This is a genomic window from Streptomyces sp. NPDC050263 (assembly GCF_040655955.1).
In the GTDB taxonomy this organism is placed as follows: domain Bacteria; phylum Actinomycetota; class Actinomycetes; order Streptomycetales; family Streptomycetaceae; genus Streptomyces.
In genome coordinates, this window is record NZ_JBFAKW010000043.1 from 22405 (window position 1) to 40754 (window position 18350).

Below are 18350 nucleotides of genomic sequence, written 5' to 3' on the forward strand. Positions count from 1 at the left end.
TGGTAGTTACTCACGCAGAGCCCGTAAGCCGACAGAGCACCCGCACCCCGTGGGCGACGCCATCGCCGGGCATGCAAAGGAGCCGCGCCTCATGAACCCCGCTCGCCGAGCCGCGCACCGTGCCGCGCAACTCACCCACGAATACAGCCTGTTCGCCCCCGCCGACGTCACCTCGCCTCGCGTGTGTCGGGACTTCGTGCGGGCCGTTCTCTTCACGCACGACCGGGAGGTCCTCGTCATGCCGGCGGCGCTCTGCACCTCGGAACTCGTGACGAACGTGCATCTGCACACCAAGGGTGCCGCCATGCTCCGGATCCGGCTGACCCCGGCCCGTCTCCGGGTGAGCGTCTTCGACGAGAGTCCGGACCCGCCGGTCGTGGCCCGGCCCGCCGCAGGGGCCGTCGCCTGTTGGGGGAGAGGGCTGGCCCTTGTGGAGGAGATGGCGGACGGGTGGGGTGTGGCCGATGAGCGGGCGGGGCGGTATGCGAAGGGGGTGTGGTTCGAGCTGGGTGCGGGCGGTGGATCCTTCCGCTGTCGCTCGAACGGGTGAACAGGAAGGCTTCCCCCTGTTCCTGTTCGGACGTATTGCCGTACCTACCGTGATCGCGTCGCTCGTGGCCCAAGGGACGTCAAGCCCACACTTGAGGAGGTGATGCCGCCATGACCGCTCTTGCGCACGAGAGGCCCGAGCCCATGCCTGAGACCAGGATCGAGCCCGTGTCCACGCCTGAGAACGGCCCCGACCTGGACCAGGTCGTGTGGCAGGCATGGAAGGCCATGGAACTCCCCGAGGGCTACCGCGCTGAGATCATCGAGGGAGCCGTCGAGGTGTCGCCCACCGGACGTCTGTCACACGCTCGGATCGTCAATCGCCTGCGCGATGCGCTGGCTCGCTACTTGGGAGAGGGAGAGTACGCGGCGTATCAGGACACCAATGTCGTCTTCCGGCGCAAGGTGTGGATTCCCGATGTACTCGTCGCCCCGGAGGATCTGGATCCGTATGCGGACGACGACGAACTTGGCGTCGATGCGGCGGCGGTCCGGCTCGTCGTGGAGGTCGCCTCACGCGGCAAGCGCGACCAGGACCGCGACCACGTCCGTAAGCGCCGTGAGTACGCCCGCGCCGGTGTTCCCGTCTACGTCCTCATCGACGACTACCACGACCAGGGTGCCGTCACCCTGTTCATCGGGCCTCAGCCCGGCAAGGCCGACTGGGAGGACGTTCACCGCGTCCCCTACGGCACCGACGTCACCCTCCCGAAAGGCCCCGCCAAGGGGTTTGTCATCGGTGAGGCGATCACCGGGCCCAAGCGGGGCTGAAGCTGCTCAGCCCAGCTGTTCCGTCGTGCCGTCCGGGTGGATGAGGAGGCGGATCGCGCCGCCGTAGCGGTTGTCGGTGATGGTGGCCGGGGTGGGTGCGCCGAGTTGCTGGGCGCGCTGTTGGAGGATCGACAGGACGACGTCCTGGATGTCGCCGTAGGGCGGAGCCGTGACCGGGACGCCGTCGATCAGACCGGCGTTGGGGGAGAAGACGTGCACCTGGGCGTCCGCCGTGGCCGGAGGCGGGGGTGTGGGCGTCGGTTCGGTCATCGGGGCGGTGGGTTCCTTCCGGCTCAGGCGCTCTTCGCCTCGTCCGGCTCGGGTCGGCCGGGCAGGACGGGGACGGCAGGGACGGCGGCGACGTCGGGGAGGGCAGCGGCGTCGGGGACGTCGGGGACGTCCACGGTGCGAGCGTACGTGCCACGGGCGAGGCGTTGTAGGCGGCCCGACTTGACCAGGGCGGACAGGACGTTGCTGATCGTCTTCGAGGGGTCGCCGTAGACGCCGGGCGGCAGCGCGCGCAGGACGTCGCGGGAGGAGAAGGGGCCCGGGAAGGTGGTCACGGCGGTTTCGACGGCGGCGCGGATGCTGGGGGTGTCGGGCGGCGTGCCGTGGGCGGCCTGGCCCGGGGCGGCGGGCGACGTCTTGCCGGCCGGGGCCGGGTGCGGGAGGCAGGCGCGGACGCCCTGGAGCGCGGTGCGGATCGGCTCCAGGTGGACTTCGTCGCCGGCCGAGGTCGCGGCGAGCATCGTCGCCACCTTCTCGATGTTGGCGAGCGCGGAGGCCAGTTCGCGCAGCAGCGGTTCCAGGAAGTCGCGGCGCAGCGCCGCCACCGGGTCGGTGGTGGCGAGCTCGACGGAGACCGAGCCGGTCAGGGCGCGGAGGGGGGCGGCGGTGTCGGCGGCGGCCTCGGCGGGGTCGTCGCGGCAGCCCTCCGAGGCCACCGCCTCCACGGCCTTCCGCACGGCGCGCAGGTGCTCCGGCAGCTCCGGTGCGATGTCGCCGCCGGGCACGCTCGCCAGCATCGTGACCAACTGCTCCAGGCGGTCGAGCGTGGGCAGGGCGGAGCGGATCAGCGGGACCAGCAGGGCCTGGCGCACGGCCTGGGCGGGATCCTCGTACGAGAAGGCGATCCGCTGCCCGGACTCGGCCGATGGCATGTCCTCGCTCCTGCTTTCCGGGTGGGAGTGTCCGTGTGTCCGCCGTGCGGCGGTGTGCTCGTGCAATTGCCTGGGTATCGCGGGCAACTCGCGGCGCAGCGCGGCCATTTGTTCCTGACGGGCGTCGAACGCGTCGAGGATGCGTGCCAGTTCGGGCTGACCGCGCTCGGCGGCGTGTCGGGCGGCCGCGTCGGTGGTGCGGGAGCGCAGGCGGAGGAGGCGGCGGGAGGCGTCTCCCGAGCCGGGGCCCTCGCCGGTGTTGTGGGTCGGGAGGTTGCCGTTGGCGTCGCCGGTGCCGAGCGTTCGGCGGATCCAGCGGCGGTCCTCGAGCGTCGTCGCGGCCGTGTAGCCGGACGGCTCCGCGTGTGCGATCGCGTCCTGGAGGCACTCCTGCCACAACGGGCACGAAGCGCACAGGTCGCGGGCGGTGCGCAGCAGGACGAGGTGCTGGTGGCGCTGTTCGGGAGAGATGTCCGGGATGCCGGTCGATGTCTCGGTCGACGCTTCCAGCAGCGGGTGCTGGAAGACGTCCGGTCGGCGCTGGCAGGGCAGGGCGGCGTCCGGTATGTGAGCTCCCGGCCCATGTACCGGTCCGCGCGTCGGCCGCGCGTGCAGCACCGTATGGCTGGCCATACGCATGTGTGTAGTCCCCCGTGGTGATCCGTGATCGGAGGGGACTCTAGAACGACCCGTCAAGCCGGTGCAACGCATCTGCAAAGCATGTGCCGATCTGGCACAGTGACGAGACGAAAAGTTCACACGGACCTCAACTGTCCGCCGGGTCACCGGCTTTGCGGGGCCGCAGGCGGCCAAGTGCCTGGCGGGTACGGGATGCAAGGGCTTTCGCGCTGTTGCCGCGCAAGGCCAGTACGCCCATCACTCCCAGGAAACCGAGCGGTACGCCCGCTTCGGGCAGGAACATTCCGACGACGGACGCGATGACGAGGATCACATCCGCGAGCACGACGGTGACGCCGCGTCGGCCCGGGTGGTCCTTCACCATCCACGCGCCGAGGAGCGCCATGCCGGCGAGCGCCCAGTAGCCGAAGGCGGCCTGGCCGGTGACGGTCGAACTCGTGGACATACGGGCCGAGTCGCCCACGGCGGAGAACAGCCCGGTGAACGCGGCCGAGAGGATCGTCGCCCCGAGGCCCAGGAGGAGCTGGCCACGGCGGCGGAGCAGCCAGACCAACGCGCCGAGGACGATCAACGCGCAGACCGTGATGAAGCTGGAGCCGCTCTCGGAGGCGATGGCGAAGAGTGTGTAGGCGGCGGCGAGGCCGAAGACGATGCGGGGGAGGAGCTTGACCGCCCAGGAGTCGTTCTCGTCCTGGTGGAGGAGGCGGCGGAGGTGGGTGAGCCCCCTGGCGGCGGTGCGCTTGTCCGGTCGGCCGGCGTCGCGCTTCCGGTCGGCGCGGGGCTTCGCGTGCGGGGTGCGCGGGGTGCGGTTCATGGGCCGGGTCATCGGGTCACACCCCCATTCCGGAGTCGCGTGACTGCTCGGGGGCCGGAGGGGCCTGCGGGGCGGCCGCGGGGGCGATCGACTTCGGCTGGGGGGCGACGCCCGGCAGGAAGCCATGGGTGGAGGCGACGCCGGCGGTCTTCACCGGGTTGGTCGGAGGCTGGGGCGCCGCCGGTCCCGCCTTGGCGTTCACCGCGACGCCGGGGAGGTACTGGCCGTGGGCGCCGACGGCCTTGGACGGTGCTGTCGGCTGCGAGTCCTGTTCCCGGCCGGGGAGTTCGGCCGCCGGCGCCGGGAGGGTGGGCGACTCGGGGAGGGCCGGTCCCGTCTCGGAGTCGACTTCGGCGTCCGGGACGTACCGGCCGTGGGTGCCGGAGGCCTCCGGCAGGGCTGCCACCTGGGAGTCCCATCCTCGACCGCGGAGGTCGGCCGCCCACTCCCGGTCCTCGAGACCGGGCAGCGTGACCTCGTGATCAGGGCGCAGGACCTTGATCTCCTCGACGAGTCTCTCCACGTCGGCCGCGCGGGCGGGGCCGTCCATGGTCGCCACCCGGGCGCACACCTCCAGGACGGCGGCGCGCTGGGCCTCGGGGGTGGGGAGCGCCGCAAGCTGCTCCAGGTCCAGGTAGCCGGCCTTGGTCAGCGGCGTGTACTTGGCGTCGTTCTCCTTGGTCGCGAAGGTGTGGACCTGTGCGCGGACGGCCTGGGAGGCCAGCAACTCCTGCGTCTCCGGGGCGAGATCCGCGTACTTCTGCGTCGGCGCCGGGTACATGAACTGGATGATGTCGAGCTTGCCGTCCTGGCGGAGCTGCCGGGACTCCGTCTGGAAGGCGACGGTGTTCGGGTTGAGCTCGGACATGAAGAAGAGGGCTTCGTGCTCCGTCTTCGCGGCGTACTTCTCGGAGAGGGTGCCCCAGGCTTCGTAGGCGAAGTCCCTGCCCTCGTCCTTGGTCAGCTTGAGTTCGTTCTGCACCTGGGGGTCCCACAGGTGGAGTTCGCCCAGGGCCTTACCGCCAGGAGTGCCCTCCAGGTACCGCAAGGTCTCCGGGACGATCGAGTTCTGCGCCTCCGTGTAGGCGGCCGCCATGTGCATGCTGTAGAGCGCTTCCCCGGTATGCACGTCGAGGTCGGGGTGGTCTTCCAGTTGGTAGGACCAGAAGGTCGACCGGGTGTCCGGGGCGGGAAGATCGACGTCTTGGGCGGCTGCAAGATTCCTGAGCCGTATGCGGAGCTGTTCCCGGTACTTGTCGGGGGGCAGACCGCTGATGCCGTCGCGCAGCCTCTTTCCGATCCGCCTGGCCTCGGCAGGTGTCAGGGCGGCCTCGCCCGTCCGCTGGCGGTCACGGGCATCGTCGAGGACCTGGTCCGAGACATGTACCTGGATCACACGGCCTCCGGCGGATAGCAGTCGACGTTGATGCGCGCGCTTCGCAGCTCGCCCGGCACCAGGGCGGATCCCAGGCTGATGGTGAGTACGGTGATGCGTCCTTCCGGACCGTCCTCGCGCCATACGGCCATGCGATAGGGGTCCATGTCCTCCATGCGGAGGTCGCGGGGCATGAGCCAGTGCCGGTCGTGGGGCGGTTCCGGGAAGGTGGGGTCGTCCCAGGCGCCGGCGAAGGCAGGGTCACCGAGTACGGGGCGTGCCGCCTCCAAGTACGCGGCCCAGGTCCTGGCCGCCTGGGCGAGGACCTCCTCGTTCTCGGACGTGTTCTCTGCCCACATGTCCCAGCTGGTCCAACTGAGCTGCTTGACCGGTGCCCAGCCAGCCTCGCGCACCGGGTAGAGCCCGAAGTCCTGGCCCGTCGCGCTGCGTACCGTCAGTACCCGCTCCGCCGACGTCGGCGTCCAGCCGAACAGCGCGCACCAGTCGTCCAGCGCCTGACCGGGGTTCGGCGGGCCGGCCCAGACGGCGGGCCAGTCCACGTGCTCGAGTGCCTTGAACTCCTCGGCCAGTTGTCCGGGGCTGCAGTCGATCCTGAGGGTCGTCATCGCCTGTCACCTTCCTCGCGTTCCGCACGGCTGCGGTTCATCCGTGCCGCGCCCGCCGTCGGGACTCCGCGTGGGCGGGGTCGTGGCAGGCGAGACCGATCCTCGCATCGGCCGGTACCGGACCCCTTCGTGCCGTCGCGCCGCGCGTCATCCTCAGCTCGAAGACCGGCGCCTGGGGCACCCGGAACCGCCACACCGCGACGCGGTACGGATCCTGGTGCTCCGCGCGCCACCGGGCGTCGGGCCACGCCCCCGGACCCGGCAGCTCCGGGAAGTCGGGCGTGTCCCAGGAGCCGTCCCAGACCGGGTTGCCCAGCAGGCCGCGCAGGGCGGTCAGGCAGGCGGCCCAGCGGGCCTCGGCCAGATCGGTGACCTGCTGGTTCTCGTCCGTGTCCCGGGCCCGGGCCGCCCACACCGTGTGGTCGATCCGGGTCACCGGGCGGGCCGGTGCCGCCGAGGCCAGGTGCAGGCGGCCGCCCAGGGCCGTGCGGACCCGCAGGCCGCCCTCGAACCACAGCGGCTGCCATTCGAAGCCCGCGCACCAGGCCGCCCGCTTCTCCTTGTCCTCCGGGACACCCGCCCACACCGTCGGCCAGTCCACGCCGATGAGCCGCTCCAGTTCCGCGACCAGTTGGCCGGGAGTGCGATCGGCGGTCAGGGCGGGCATCGGTGGCTCCTCGGAGGCTTACGGGCGAGTGGGCAGGGTCAGACGCGGCCGCTGGGACCGCGGGGGTCCCGGGGCGGCGGGGGTGAGGGCAGGGACGGGGTTGCGGGCGGCGGTGTGGGTGCGGGGCGCGGAGCCGACGGCGCGGCCTGCTGCTGAGGCTGCTGCGGAGCCGGAGCGGTTGCGGGAGCAGGGGCGGGCATCGGGCGAGGTTCGGACGGGGGCGCCGGCTGCGCGGCGGGCTGGCTGCCGCCGCTGACCCGGCGACCGCGCGTCGGCGCGGGGGACGACTCCGGCTCCGGCGCCTGCCGTGCCTCGAAGTCCTCCCGGGTCATCTCGTGCTGCTTGCGCGTCGTCTCCGCCGTCTGGTGCTGGGTCTTGCGCTGCTCGCGCTTGGACTGACCGATCCAGCCCCACTGCTGCATCTTGTCCCGGCCCCTGCCACCGGCGACGACCCTGTCGACGCCCTTCGCCGCGCCGCCCGCGACCCCGCCTGCGACGCGGCCCGAGGTCTTGGCGGCGGACGCGGCGAGGCCCGGCGCCATGGCGGTCACCTTGCCCGCGGTGTCGCGGATGCCGAGCACGTCCTCGCCGCCCGCGACCTGCGGGGTGAAGTTCCCGCCGAGCAGTTTCTTCAGCATCATCACGATGGCGATGGTCACCAGGAGCAGCATGAGCAGCTGGGTGCCCAGGGCGACCTTGGCCGGCAGGATCATCTGGTACAGCACCAGCAGCACGGTCAGGATCACGCCGAAGCCCGCCCGCAGCACAAAGCTGTGGATGAACGTCTCCAGCCAGCTCTTCAGCAGCTTCTGCTGCGAGGGGTGGATGCCGATGGTGGCCACCAGCGGCAGCAGGATGACGAGGATCAGGGTGACCGCATGCCACAGCAGGGTCAGGCCGCTCAGGACGATGACCATCAGACCGACGATGAGCGCGGCGATGATGGAGTAGAAGGCGAGCCCCACCCGGTTGCCGGCGTTCTTGCCTGCCCAGTCGTCGAAGGCGACCGGGTAGACGTGCATGTCGTCGACCTCTTCGCCCTTGTCCTTGCCGCCCGCGATCTCCCGTCGGATGGGTTTCCACACGTCGTCGAACTTGTTGAGCTTCTTGTCGCTGAACGCGTCGATGTTCGTTTTCGACTGGGCCGCGAGCTGGATCACCCGCAGGTCCTCGCAGCGGGCCCCCTTGCCCCAGTCGCAGGTCATGCCCTTCTCGGCGGGGATGCAGACGCCGTTCCTGATCTCGCCGCCGCCTTCGTTCTTGAAGATGCAGTTGTTGCCCGCGTCACCGAACTGCCCGAGGGCCCACGGCCGGAAGACGAGGGTGTCGTACATGGCGCAGCTGGAGATGCGCAGGCCACGGTTGTAGGCGCCCTTGTCCAGGTCGCACGGCGACTGGGTCTCGCCCGAGACACCGGCGAGGACGACCTCCGTCAGCGAGGAGTTGGCCTGGGCGATGTAGGAGTCGGCGGTGCTCACGAACTTGTCGTAGTTGCCGCCTGTCAGGAACGCGGTGACGGCGATGATCGTCAACGCCGACCAGGAGATGCCGGCCCACACCTCACGCATGTCGCCCTTGCGCCACTTGGTGAACACCCACAGGCCGACCAGCAGGATCATCACCGGCACGGCCGGACGCAGCACGTTCTCCTTCAGCGTCGTCACGACGCTGTCGCGGCCCTCGTAGAGACCGGCGAGCGGGCTGGGGTTGGACGCGGACTCCTTGATGGAGATGGCGGCCCGGGTGAGGATCTTGGTGCCGTTGAGGATGGAGTCGGCGATGCCGTTGTTGATGTACGACATCACCGAGCAGTCGTCGGCACCGTTGCCCAAGTTCCAGTCGCTGTCGCTCTCGGAGGCGTCGCCCCGGCCCTTGAAGGTCTGGGACCAGTTCATGCCGCGCATGCCGTTGAGTTCGTACATCGTGTACGTGTCGGGCGGGTTCGGCATCTTCACCGCGCCGGTCGTCGTCCCGGATGCGTCCAGGAGCGTCGTCGACTGCTTGGTGTCCTGGTCCCACTGCATGACGGCGGCGAACATGGACTCGCCGTTGGTGCCCGGCGTGTCCATCTGGTAGCTGTCGTCGCCCGTGAATTCGCAGGAGAAGCCCGCGTACGCCGGGGTCGGCATGGCCAGCGAGACGGCCGTCAGGGTCAGCGCCACGAAGACGACTGCGCGGACGGCTGTGGCGGCCTTGGTGAGGGCCCGTTGCAACGCTTTGCGCGAGGGCATCTGGATTCTGGATTCCTTCGGGAACGCGGGAACGGAGAGAGGAGCCGAAAGGGCGGGCCGGTTCAGCTCGGGAAGTAGTCGCTCAGCACGCAGCCGTCGACGAGGGCCGGACTCTTCTGGAAGCCGCTCGGCGCGGAGAAGTCCGGATCGCAGGTCAGGAACAGCAGCTCGGATTTCTGCAGTTCCTGGATGGCCTGGCTCCCGACCGGAACGACGGCGAAGTCCTGGCCGATCGCGAACTGGTCGTTGTTCGCCTTGGCCGCGGTCTGGAACTTCTTCATGTCTGCCACGGACAGGAGGGTGATCAGGTCACCGGATGCGTCGCTGCACGCGCCCCGTTCCTTGATGCCCCAGGACGGGTCCGCCGCCTTGTCTGCGCCCCACGCCTTGTCGCCGCCCTCATGGTCGGCGTCGTAGTCGGCACCCGTCTGGAGGTTCAGGCAGGAGGTGTACTTGTTCAGGTAGTAGGCGATGGACGCCATGTCCGACGCCTTGGGCAGGCCGCCGCCCGCGTCCTGCCCGAGGACGCCGGAGAGACCGGCGGCCGGGCTCTCGCCCCCGCTGTTCTGGGCCTTGTCGTCGCTCCCGCACGCCCCCACCGCCGTCAACGCGACGAGGGTGGCGCCGATCGCGAGCGCTCGCTTGATTCGCATGGTGTCCGTCCTCAGTGCTGATGGGGGTTGGTCGGCGGCGGGTTCGCGCGCGGTCATACCGGCTGGGTGGCCGCGTTCTGATCTGAGCGTTGTGCCGTGGCCGGGTCCTCCTCGACCTCCTGGAGGAACGTCCAGTCCCACACGCTCAGGGGCGGGTTGACGCCCTGCCGGGCCGGGCGGGTGGTGCCGTTGGTGTCCGTGGCGGCCAGGATCTCCTTGAAGACCAGGTCGACGGCGACCGTGCCGACGCGTTTGTCGGCGTCGCGCTGGAGGCAGACGCCCGTGCGGAGTTCCTGGAGGGCCGCGATGACCTTCGGGTCGTTCTCCGGGCGGCCCAGGAGCGGGGCCACCAGGGACGCCTCCTGCGCCGACTTCTGCTTGAAGGCGAAGACCGTGTGGATCTGGTTGGCGCCGCCGCTGCGGGCCTCGGAGTCCTCGATCTGGACCAGGTCGATGGCCTGCTGGGTGATCAGGACGGTGACCGCGAGGTAGGAACGGCCCTGCTTCAGCGCGCGGCGCATCAGGTCGCGGCCGGACTCGGTCGCGGTGACGACGTACGCCTCGTCGACGAAGAGCGCCTTCGGGCGCAGCCCGATCTCGCCGGTCACCGGGTTCTTCTCATAGCCGACGTCGAGCATCTGGCTGCCCAGCTCCACGACCGCCATCAGGGCCGTGGCCGCGAGGCGTTCCGCCGGGTTCCAGCTGCGCGGGTCGGAGGCCGCGGGGGACTGGAAACCGCGCAGGGTGATGACCGTGCGCCGCTTGCGCATGCTGGACAGCGGCTGCGGGCGCTCGGCGAAGGAGAGCCGGGCGTACGGGAGCGTGCGCAGCTCCGTGAGGAGCATCTGCGCGAGCTTCAGGTCCTTGATCGCCTCCCGGTCGCCGGACGCCACCGCCTGGTCGTACGCCGCCACGACCTCGTCCACGACCTGCCACAACGTCGGGCGGGGGACGGCGAGTTCGGCGTCGCGGGCCGTGTGGCCCTGCTCGACCGCCTGGCGGATCGCGGAGTTGTAGCGGCCGATGACCGTCGCCATGCCCTCGATGACGGGGAGGCGGACGCGCTGGTAGTCGTCGTCGCCGAGGAAGCCCCGGAGCATGGACTCGGCGAGGAGGCGGCCTGCGGGGACGTCCCGGGCGATGACCCACGGGTCCAGGACGCCCGCCTGGCCCTTGAGGAGGTCGACGACCTCCGTCTCGGCCCAGAACTCGGGGTTCACCGGCTGGAACCGGCTCTGCTCGGTGCCGAGGAGGCCCGTCTCCGCGTCGCTCGCGAAGGCCGGGTCGTTCACCTGGGAGCCGAAGGCCAGGTAGTAGCACAGCTGGGCGAAGTCGGTCTTCGGGTCGATGACCAGACAGCGGACGCCCGACTCCGACTCCTCGTAGAACTTCTGGAGGGCGAGGGAGGACTTTCCACCACCCGACGCGCCGACGATCGCCAGGCCACCGCCGTCGTTGCGGGCCGGGCCGACGTGCAGCGAGTAGTGGACCGGCATCTTGCCCGCCCAGCCGACCAGGTTGCCGACCCAGCCCAGCCGCTTGCCGGACCGCTGCTCGGGGTTGTCGCCCAACTCCGTGCCCGCGGTGGGGAGTCCGGCGCCCAACTGCTCGACCTCCTGCAACCTCAGGTACGGAGCGATCGGCAACTTGGGCGCGTCACCCGGGAGTTGGGACTGGAGCAGCCGCCACTGCTGACGGGTCGGGCGCAGCAGCGTGACCTTCAGGTCCTGCTTGAACTGCATCTCCAGCACCCGGCGCCGCCGCTCCAGCTCCTTCACGTCGTGCGCCGAGATCGTGAAGCGGATCTGCGCCTCCATGCCCGGCATCTTGTGCTCGTCGATGTCGTCGACGAGCTCCTGTGCGCGGGTGACCTGCGTGGCCAGCTTGGTGTCGGGGCTGCGGCCGGAGTTGGCCATGTCGTTCATCTCGTCGACCAGGTTGCCGCGGATCTTGTCGGCGCGGTCCTTGAACTTCAGGTACGGGATGAGCGTGAACCGCATGTCGATCTCGACCGGGAACTCCACGTGCTGGGCGGCGTAACGGGCCCACGCCGTGGACTGGCGGAAGCGGGTCTCGGCCGGCCAGTTGGCGGCGACGAGCGTCGTCGTGTAGCTGGTCTGCTGCTCGCCCGTCACCTCGTCGTACTGGTTCAGCACGATGTGCGTCTTGCGGTTCTCGCCGGAGAAGTCGACGACCAGGTCGAACTGGTCGGGGCCCCACGCGCGCGAGCCGAGCACCGGCTCCGGCGGGACCGGGAGGTCGCCGTGCAGCGGCTTGCGGATCAGCCAGACGAGCTCCTCGCGGCTGAGCGGGGTGCCCTTGAGGCCCTCCAGGCTCTCGTGGACCTCGACGGCCGTCTGCGTCCACTCGGCGAGGACGTGCGGGGAGAGGTACTCGTCCGCGACGCCGGTCGCGGTGGCGGCGGCGTGGTCGGCGGCGCCGCGGACGCCCTGGAGGAGACCGGGCTCGTCGTACGGCTCGTCGTCCTGGGCGAGGACGCCGCTGCCGCCGTTGGTGCGCTTCAGCGAGCCCAGCTTCACCAGCAGGATGTTGCGCTCCCGCTTGGCGCCGATGCGCTCCTGGTACTCGGCCTTGCGCAGGTTGTACGCCTTGTAGTTGTCGGTCGGCTCCCAGGCGATCGCGTTCAGCTCCTCCGCCCAGGTCAGCGCGGTGATCGGCTGGTAGACCTTGCGGTAGTGGCACTCGACGTTGCGGTCGCCGCGGGCCAGGTTGAGCAGACCGCGGGCCGGGCCCTCGGCCATCGCCTGGAGCTCGCCGGCGTTCAGGTACTCGTCGATGGCGTTGGGCAGGACCATGCCCGTCCACACCGAGTCGCCGTGCACGAAGATCATGTCGTCGGCGTAGCGGTAGGGGAGGCGGAGGTCCTCGCGGCGGGCGTGGGCCGAGGAGCCGGACGGCTTGGAGCGGCCCGAGGACGACCGGTTCGAGCCGCCCTGGCCGCCCTGGCCGTTCTTCTTGCTCGACGTGGCGGCCATGATCATGGCGACCACGAAGAAGGCGGCCGCCCCGCCCAGAAGGATCAGCATGAACATGGGGGAGTCATCCTGCGGTAGTTGGCGTGTAAGAGGTCAGCGGTGGCGATGGCGGTGGCTCGGCGGGTGGTTGGGCACGTGGCTCGGTGGTGTGGCTCATCGATAGGTGGAGAAGGCGCTGCCGCGCTCTGCGGCGGCCCGGCGGGCGGCCTCGTAGCGGGCCTGCCAGCGCGGCGAACCGGGGGTGAAGAGGATGACCTGCCAGTGCAGTTGCTCCGGCTCCTGGTCGGCAGAGAGGCCCTGCAGACGCTTGGGCTGAAACCACCAGTCGGTCCACACCACGATCTGCTGGCTCAGAGTGAGCGCCGAGGGCAGCGGCCGGCCCCAGACGAAGTAGACGGCGAACGGCGGCCCGAAGTAGAGGATCGACGTCCACATCGACATGCCGAGGAAGGGCAGGAACGCCGACATCGTGAACAGCGTGATGAGCCAGAGCAGCCCGAAGCCGAAGGCCGCGCCCAGTGCGGGCAGCAGCAGGCCCGGCAGCGGGATGTTGCCCCAGTTCCAGATCCGCTTGGGTCGGTTGACCAGATCGGTGTGGTCGTACGCGACCAGCGGCTCCGGTGGTGCCTCCTGGCTCATGTCTGTGAACTCCCTTGGTAGGGACAGCTACTGACGGTCCATCCGAAAACGCACGTCAGCCGTTGCCGCCGCCGATCTGGCCGCCGAGGTCGATGAGCAGACCGGCGAGGCCGGTGGCGCCGCCGATGATGAGCGCGGCGAGCGCGATCATGCCGAAGCCCTGGAAGGCCTCGCGCATGCCGTCGCCGCGCTTCATCGACAGAAGCATGCGGATGCCGAGGATCAGGAGGGCGATGACGGCGACCATCGTGCCGGCGTTGCGGAGGATCGTCTCGATCTCTCCGAACATGTCCTCCATCGTGGTGGCGGCCAGGTACACGGTGTTTCCTCTCGGGTGGTGAAGCAGTGGGTGAGCGAATGCGGGTCAGGAAGCGTCGGGTTATCGGCCCTTGGGCGACTGGGTGGTCGTGGGGGCGGACGCGGAAGCGGAGGACGAGGGACCGGCCGAGGGTGAGGCGGTGCCGGTGGCGGCGCCCGTGTCCCCGCCGGTGTCGGCCCGTCCGCCCTGTGAGTCGAGCACACCGCCGCGGATGTCCTTGATGAACCAGCCCTGGGCCGTGTTCACCACCGTCATCCGATAGGCGCGGCGCACCGTCTCGCTCTTCGGATCGCCCCAGTCGACGACCACGCGCACCTCGACGGCCTGTCCGACGGGGTAGGTGTAGGGGTTGGTCTTCTGCAGACCCGTCGGGACGAGCGTGACGACGTCGTTGATCGCCGGGGTCGCCAGCCGGCCGGACAGGCCCGACGTGGCCGACTGCGAGGCGTCGGTCGTGGTGAACCGGGCCATGGCTGTCGCGTCGGAGGCGCCCCAGGCCGCGAAGTAGCCCGGCAGCACTTTCTGCTGGAGCTGCTGTGCCAGGGCGTCGTCCACGACCTCGTCGTCCTGGTCCAGCTCCGGCACGTCCGCGCGGGCAGGCAGCGGCATCTGGCCGACGTCGCCGGCGACGCGCATGCCCTCGCCCGTCGTGAGGTTCTTCACGTACACCGGGACGGTGAGCGTGGTGAGCGTGCCGTCGTCGGTGCGGACCTGGACGCCGATGTAGCGGCCGTGGTCGCCGTACTCGGGAAGCTTCTCGGCGGTCCCGTCCCAGGTGGCGGAGACGGCGGTGGAGGTTCCCTCGCCGCTCCAGCCGCACTCGGCGTCGACGCCGGAGGACGCGTAGCGAGCGAGGTTCACCCGGCGGGCGGACGCGGTCTCCGGGGAGAACGTCATGCACAGCAGGGCGTACTGCTCCGCGAAGGTCGCCGCCTGCTGGGTGGGGAAGTCGGTGAGGCGGTACTTGTTCACATCGGCGGTGTCCAGCCCGGCGGTCGAGGGCCCGGACGACTTGCCGACCACCAGTCCCATCACGCCGCAGGAGCCCAGCGCGAACACACACGTGGTGATCAGCAGGGTGGCGCGGAGCGCGACGTGCGTACGGCGGCCACCGGTGGAGATACGGCCACCGGGCTTGGGGACGACGAAGTCGCGGTGGGGGGCCGCGGCCTGGGCGGGGGCGGACGCAGCGGCCGGGGCGGTGGCCCGGGCCGGGGCCGCCTTGGGGGAGAGCGTCTGGTGGGCCGGGGCAGGGGCCTGGGGCACGGTCTGGGCCCTGACGGCCACGGCAGGCGCGGGTGCGGCTGCGGGGGCAGCGGCGGCCGTAGCCGTACCGCCTCTCTTGCGCTGCTCCTTCTCCGCTTTCTTCTGCTCGTAGGCGGCCTTGCGCGCCGCCCGCTCCCGCTCGCGCTTCTCCTGCTTCGACTCGCCCTGGGGGCGCGCATCACGCGGCGGCAGCGACGGCACGGCGGCCTGGCCGGCCCGGGGTGTGTTGCGCACCCAGGCGGCGGCGACCTGCGCGCGGGCCGCGTCGGAAGGGAACTGCTGCGGCTGGGGCCGGGATGCCTGGGGCTGGGGTGCTTGTGGCTGCTGGGGGGCGGCACCGTGCTGTCCCTGCCCCTGTCCCTGCCCTTGCCACGCCTGCTGCTGAGGCTGCTGGGAAGGACCGAAGGACCCGGGCTGCCCGGAAGGCTGGCCTCCGCCGACCGCGCCAGCAGGGCTGTTGTGGTCTGTCATCGAGTCGGTTACTCCAGCGAGTCGATTCCCCGTCCGTCCGCCGGGGCGGGTCACGGCCGCACCGCACGACGGGCCCTGGCCCAGCCAGGTGCGCTGGCAGTGTGACAAAGACCCGTCACGGGACCGGTGTCGCTTTCCTCGTCGGGAGTCGGAGGATTCCCGGCCGGTCTCCTTCGGGAAAGCCGCCGGGAAAGCTGGCAGGGGCATGTCGGGAAGAGACGTCGGCGCGCCGAAGGCCCTCGGCCCACAATGCCCGGGGCGCGTCTGCCGACGCATCGACGTGCCCGGCACCACCCCTGGACCCGACGGACCTGGCGAAGGACGAGAGTTGAGCGACGACCACGGGCTTTCGCAGCAGCCCGATCCCCGTACCCCGGGCGTGCCCCAGCAGGTGCAGGCGGGCGGACAACTGCCCCCGGCCCTGCAGGTCCCGCAGTTGTTCCAGTCCGGCCGTGCGTGGGTCGACGGCTACGAGCCCGGTAACCCGTGGCAGGCCCGGCTGTGCGTGGAGACGCCGTACGGCACCTTCGCCTATCCCCTCACGCCCAACACAATGCCCGAACTCCTGGAGCAGATGGTCCTGGTGGCCCAGGAGCAGCAGGGTCTGCCGGTGGGGATCGACCACGACGAGCCGTCGACGTCTGACGGGGACGACGACAGCGAGGAACAGCAGCCCGTGGGCGCGCGGCTGCAGAGCGGCCGCGCCGCCCGTATGACCGGCTGGGCCGTCGTTCACGATCTGTGGGAACGCGAGGATCCGACGGCGCGCATCGTCATGGGTGCGATCGTGGTGCTGCTGTTGCTGCTCGGTATCGTCCTGACCTGATGGCTTGATCGAGAGGGGTAGCCACGGTGACGGAGACGGCCGGCCGCACGGCACAGGACCTCGCTGCGGAGCTGACGGTGCTGCGGGGCGTCGACTGGGCTTCGGTGTGGCCGGGTCCGCCATGGGGCCCGGAGCGCATACTGCGGGAGTGGTGCGGGCGCTACGGGTGGGAGCCCCTCACGTTCGACCGGCAGCTGGTCGCGCGCGGCCCGAGCGGCGGGAGGCTGACGTTCTACTCGGACGGCCAGTGGGCCCCGGTCTCCGGCGTGGGATACGACGCCTGGCATGTGAAGGCCGACGGGGCGGGCGCCAACAGCGCCGTGCTGGCCGCCGCGGACGAGCGCTGGCCCGTCTGCCTGGACGTGGCCGCGGGTGTACTGGGCGCTCCGCTGTGGACCGGCGCCTGGGACGCCGAGGACTTCCCGGCGCCGCCGGCCCCCGCGTACTGGGAGGACCGGGAGTCCCGGCTGCGGCGCCGCAGCCCGTACCGGCTCGCCCACTGGACGGACCGGGGCGAGGGCGGCGCGGCGTTCGTCCTGGAGCAGCCGGTGTCGTTCCCCACGTGGACGCGGGACCGGGCGGGCGGATCGATGATCAGCCTGTCCGTGTACCCGGCCGCGCGGGAGGCCGGGTGATTTGCGACGCTCCTCCGACGCAGGCCGAGATCGCGGACGCGCCGACGCTGCAGAGCTCCTCGCGACAGGCGCAGCGGCAGTCGCGGGAGGAGGGTGCGGTGGTGGCCGAGCGGATCTACGCGGACTGGCTAGCGGCCCACGAACAGGGCCGTCGGATACCGGACCTGGCCTCCTTGAAGGAGTTCGCGCAGAAGCTCGGCGGCGTCGAGATATCCGAGAAGCTGCGCGACGGCCCCGAAGCGGCCCGGTGGCGACGCCGACTGGCCGATTCGTACGAGGAGTTGAACGCCGGGGCGAAGCCGGGGCAGCGCGCCGCCGTCGACGAGTTCCTCCCCGGCGTCGACGTACGCCCCGTCGCCCGTTCCGCTGCCACGCGCGGGCCGACCGCGGGCCATGGAGTCCTCGATCCGGCCGCGGCCCTGACCGTGCCGTCCCTGTTACCTCAGCAGCAGCCCCCAGGAGTCGAACGATGACCGGTACCGGACCCGCCGCCGAGGAGCCGGAGTTCTACTTCGCGGACGTTTTCGTCTTCGTCTCCGACTACCTCGCCCAGATGATCCGCCGCCGTCTCAACGGCTCTTCGGCCACCTGGTGCCCGAGGTGGTGGGAGCACCCCGAGGCGGGGGCCCGCCTCTCCGCGCTCTGGCTGGCCTGGGAACACCTGCGTCAGGACCCCGCGCTCGGCATGTCGACGTGGTGGCTGCATCACGCGGACCCGCATCTGCGTGTGCTGATGGACGCCGACTCGGGCCCGTTCGCGGCCTGTTCGCCCAAGGGCGGACACACGGCGTACCCGTTCGACCCGCTGCCGGTGGAACCGCGGCCCGAGTGACCGCGCGTGGCGGTCCGCCGGATCCGCGTGCGGCGGACGGCACCGCGCTGAGGTGGGCCCCGGCCCCGGCTTTCCTCCCCTTTCCCGACGCTCGCCCCCTCTCTTTCCCCGCCGGGAATTCCCCCGACTCCCCACCTCCCCTGCCACCTACCGTGTCCCGGTCACCCGCCGTACCGGCTCAGCACAAGGGAGGCGCGGGAACGTGGAATTGCCTGCGGAGGGCAAGCGCTCGGGGCTGCTCGCCCTGGCGGTGCTCGGAGTTCTTCTGGTCGCCGTGCTCACGGTGTTCACCGTCTTCGACGGGGACGGGGACGGGGACGGGGCCGGCAACGGCGGTTCGGCGACTCCCGCCGCGACGCCCGGCGGGCAGGACGCCGCGAACGCGGACCCGGGATCGGACGGCACGCAGGCACCGAGCGGCGGTGCCACTCCCATCGTCGCACTCGGCGAAGTGGCCCAGGCGCACGAGGTCATGACGAAGTACATGGCCGGCCTCAGCACGTACGACCACGCCAGCAAGCCGGCGACCTGGAGCGCCCCGCTGCTGCGACTGACCACCGGCGACACGCAGATGGAGCAGGCGACCACCCTGCCCACCGACAAGGCGTGGGCCCAGTGCGAGGCCGACGAGTGCTCGTCTAAGGGCACGGCGACCGTCGTGCGGGACGCGATGATCTCGGACGACCTGGTGCGGGACAGCGGTCGTTCGATCTCCAGCGTCGTGGACGTGACTGCCGCACTGACCGCGAACGGCAAGACCACCACGGAGTCCAACGAGTGGCTGGTGACCGTCAAGGAGGAGAGCGGCGCCTGGGTCGTCTCGGGCTTCGACATCTTCGGTCTCGGCGACGTGGGCGCCTCTGACGAATCGGGGGAGTGAC

19 protein-coding genes are annotated in these 18350 nt (G+C 70.7%); 7 read left to right on the forward strand and 12 right to left on the reverse strand.

What is annotated here, in order from left to right; all coding sequences use genetic code 11:
* Nucleotides 1–91 precede the first annotated feature (91 nt).
* Together AB0J04_RS20670 and AB0J04_RS20675 are read left to right on the forward strand one after the other, a co-directional pair.
* The gene (locus tag AB0J04_RS20670; protein ID WP_363169966.1) at nt 92–550 is read left to right on the forward strand and encodes an ATP-binding protein; all 459 of its coding nucleotides are present in this window, start codon (nt 92–94) and stop codon (nt 548–550) included.
* Between the two features lie 167 nt (nt 551–717).
* Nucleotides 718–1320 carry a Uma2 family endonuclease gene (locus AB0J04_RS20675; RefSeq protein WP_363169967.1) on the forward strand — a complete coding sequence of 201 codons (603 nt, stop codon included), beginning with the start codon at nt 718–720 and terminating at the stop codon, nt 1318–1320.
* Between the two features lie 6 nt (nt 1321–1326).
* On the opposite strand, the gene AB0J04_RS20680 is transcribed toward AB0J04_RS20675, so the two are convergent.
* The 12 genes from AB0J04_RS20680 to AB0J04_RS20735 form a co-directional block, all read right to left on the reverse strand.
* Entirely contained in the window at nt 1327–1590 is a 264-nt protein-coding gene (locus tag AB0J04_RS20680) for a hypothetical protein (RefSeq protein ID WP_351919009.1), read from the reverse strand.
* Between the two features lie 23 nt (nt 1591–1613).
* On the reverse strand, nt 1614–3113 hold the full coding sequence (locus AB0J04_RS20685; protein ID WP_363169968.1) for a WhiB family transcriptional regulator: 1500 nt from the start codon (nt 3111–3113) through the stop codon (nt 1614–1616).
* 133 nt (nt 3114–3246) lie between these two features.
* On the reverse strand, nt 3247–3945 hold the full coding sequence (locus AB0J04_RS20690) for a hypothetical protein (RefSeq protein WP_363169969.1): 699 nt from the start codon (nt 3943–3945) through the stop codon (nt 3247–3249).
* 4 nt (nt 3946–3949) lie between these two features.
* Nucleotides 3950–5329: a hypothetical protein gene (locus tag AB0J04_RS20695; protein WP_363169970.1), complete on the reverse strand. Its 1380-nt coding sequence runs from the start codon at nt 5327–5329 to the stop codon at nt 3950–3952.
* Entirely contained in the window at nt 5326–5934 is a 609-nt protein-coding gene (locus tag AB0J04_RS20700; RefSeq protein ID WP_363169971.1) for a hypothetical protein, read from the reverse strand. Before AB0J04_RS20700 ends, AB0J04_RS20695 begins: the two co-directional genes overlap by 4 nt.
* A gap of 37 nt (nt 5935–5971) precedes the next feature.
* Nucleotides 5972–6601 (reverse strand): hypothetical protein, encoded by a 630-nt coding sequence (locus AB0J04_RS20705; protein ID WP_363169972.1) that lies wholly within the window; start codon nt 6599–6601, stop codon nt 5972–5974.
* 38 nt (nt 6602–6639) lie between these two features.
* Nucleotides 6640–8832, reverse strand: coding sequence for a hypothetical protein (locus AB0J04_RS20710; protein WP_363169973.1), 2193 nt, complete (start codon nt 8830–8832; stop codon nt 6640–6642).
* Between the two features lie 62 nt (nt 8833–8894).
* A complete protein-coding gene (locus tag AB0J04_RS20715; protein ID WP_363169974.1) occupies nt 8895–9485 on the reverse strand; it encodes a hypothetical protein in 591 nt (196 codons plus the stop codon).
* 53 nt (nt 9486–9538) lie between these two features.
* Nucleotides 9539–12538, reverse strand: a complete 3000-nt coding sequence (locus AB0J04_RS20720) for an ATP-binding protein (protein WP_363169975.1) — start codon at nt 12536–12538, stop codon at nt 9539–9541.
* A gap of 96 nt (nt 12539–12634) precedes the next feature.
* On the reverse strand, nt 12635–13120 hold the full coding sequence (locus AB0J04_RS20725) for a hypothetical protein (RefSeq protein WP_363169976.1): 486 nt from the start codon (nt 13118–13120) through the stop codon (nt 12635–12637).
* 55 nt (nt 13121–13175) lie between these two features.
* Complete coding sequence (locus AB0J04_RS20730; RefSeq protein WP_307164503.1) at nt 13176–13439, reverse strand: hypothetical protein; 264 nt, start codon at nt 13437–13439, stop codon at nt 13176–13178.
* 60 nt (nt 13440–13499) lie between these two features.
* The gene (locus tag AB0J04_RS20735) at nt 13500–15176 is read right to left on the reverse strand and encodes a conjugal transfer protein (protein WP_363169977.1); all 1677 of its coding nucleotides are present in this window, start codon (nt 15174–15176) and stop codon (nt 13500–13502) included.
* Nucleotides 15177–15504: 328 nt separating this feature from the next.
* Between AB0J04_RS20735 and AB0J04_RS20740 the strand changes: the two genes are divergently transcribed.
* The 5 genes from AB0J04_RS20740 (at nt 15505) to AB0J04_RS20760 (ending at nt 18349) form a co-directional block, all read left to right on the forward strand.
* A complete protein-coding gene (locus AB0J04_RS20740; protein ID WP_363169978.1) occupies nt 15505–16002 on the forward strand; it encodes a hypothetical protein in 498 nt (165 codons plus the stop codon).
* A 26-nt stretch (nt 16003–16028) separates the two neighbouring features.
* A complete protein-coding gene (locus AB0J04_RS20745; RefSeq protein ID WP_363169979.1) occupies nt 16029–16637 on the forward strand; it encodes a hypothetical protein in 609 nt (202 codons plus the stop codon).
* On the forward strand, nt 16634–17110 hold the full coding sequence (locus tag AB0J04_RS20750) for a hypothetical protein (RefSeq protein ID WP_363169980.1): 477 nt from the start codon (nt 16634–16636) through the stop codon (nt 17108–17110). The genes AB0J04_RS20745 and AB0J04_RS20750 overlap by 4 nt, the downstream gene beginning before the upstream one ends.
* Nucleotides 17107–17469 (forward strand): DUF4913 domain-containing protein, encoded by a 363-nt coding sequence (locus AB0J04_RS20755; protein WP_363169982.1) that lies wholly within the window; start codon nt 17107–17109, stop codon nt 17467–17469. Before AB0J04_RS20750 ends, AB0J04_RS20755 begins: the two co-directional genes overlap by 4 nt.
* 202 nt (nt 17470–17671) lie before the next feature.
* Complete coding sequence (locus AB0J04_RS20760) at nt 17672–18349, forward strand: hypothetical protein (protein WP_363169983.1); 678 nt, start codon at nt 17672–17674, stop codon at nt 18347–18349.
* The last annotated feature ends 1 nt before the right edge of the window (nt 18350 follow it).

What these genes read in the sequence shown, in the direction of transcription:
- AB0J04_RS20670 (WP_363169966.1), top strand. Translation starts at nt 92, where the DNA reads ATGAACCCCGCTCGCCGAGCCGCGCACCGTGCCGCGCAACTCACCCAC.
- AB0J04_RS20680 (WP_351919009.1), bottom strand. Translation starts at nt 1,590, where the DNA reads ATGACCGAACCGACGCCCACACCCCCGCCTCCGGCCACGGCGGACGCC.
- AB0J04_RS20685 (WP_363169968.1), bottom strand. Translation starts at nt 3,113, where the DNA reads ATGGCCAGCCATACGGTGCTGCACGCGCGGCCGACGCGCGGACCGGTA.
- AB0J04_RS20690 (WP_363169969.1), bottom strand. Translation starts at nt 3,945, where the DNA reads ATGACCCGGCCCATGAACCGCACCCCGCGCACCCCGCACGCGAAGCCC.
- AB0J04_RS20700 (WP_363169971.1), bottom strand. Translation starts at nt 5,934, where the DNA reads ATGACGACCCTCAGGATCGACTGCAGCCCCGGACAACTGGCCGAGGAG.
- AB0J04_RS20705 (WP_363169972.1), bottom strand. Translation starts at nt 6,601, where the DNA reads ATGCCCGCCCTGACCGCCGATCGCACTCCCGGCCAACTGGTCGCGGAA.
- AB0J04_RS20710 (WP_363169973.1), bottom strand. Translation starts at nt 8,832, where the DNA reads ATGCCCTCGCGCAAAGCGTTGCAACGGGCCCTCACCAAGGCCGCCACA.
- AB0J04_RS20715 (WP_363169974.1), bottom strand. Translation starts at nt 9,485, where the DNA reads ATGCGAATCAAGCGAGCGCTCGCGATCGGCGCCACCCTCGTCGCGTTG.
- AB0J04_RS20720 (WP_363169975.1), bottom strand. Translation starts at nt 12,538, where the DNA reads ATGTTCATGCTGATCCTTCTGGGCGGGGCGGCCGCCTTCTTCGTGGTC.
- AB0J04_RS20725 (WP_363169976.1), bottom strand. Translation starts at nt 13,120, where the DNA reads ATGAGCCAGGAGGCACCACCGGAGCCGCTGGTCGCGTACGACCACACC.
- AB0J04_RS20735 (WP_363169977.1), bottom strand. Translation starts at nt 15,176, where the DNA reads ATGACAGACCACAACAGCCCTGCTGGCGCGGTCGGCGGAGGCCAGCCT.
- AB0J04_RS20755 (WP_363169982.1), top strand. Translation starts at nt 17,107, where the DNA reads ATGACCGGTACCGGACCCGCCGCCGAGGAGCCGGAGTTCTACTTCGCG.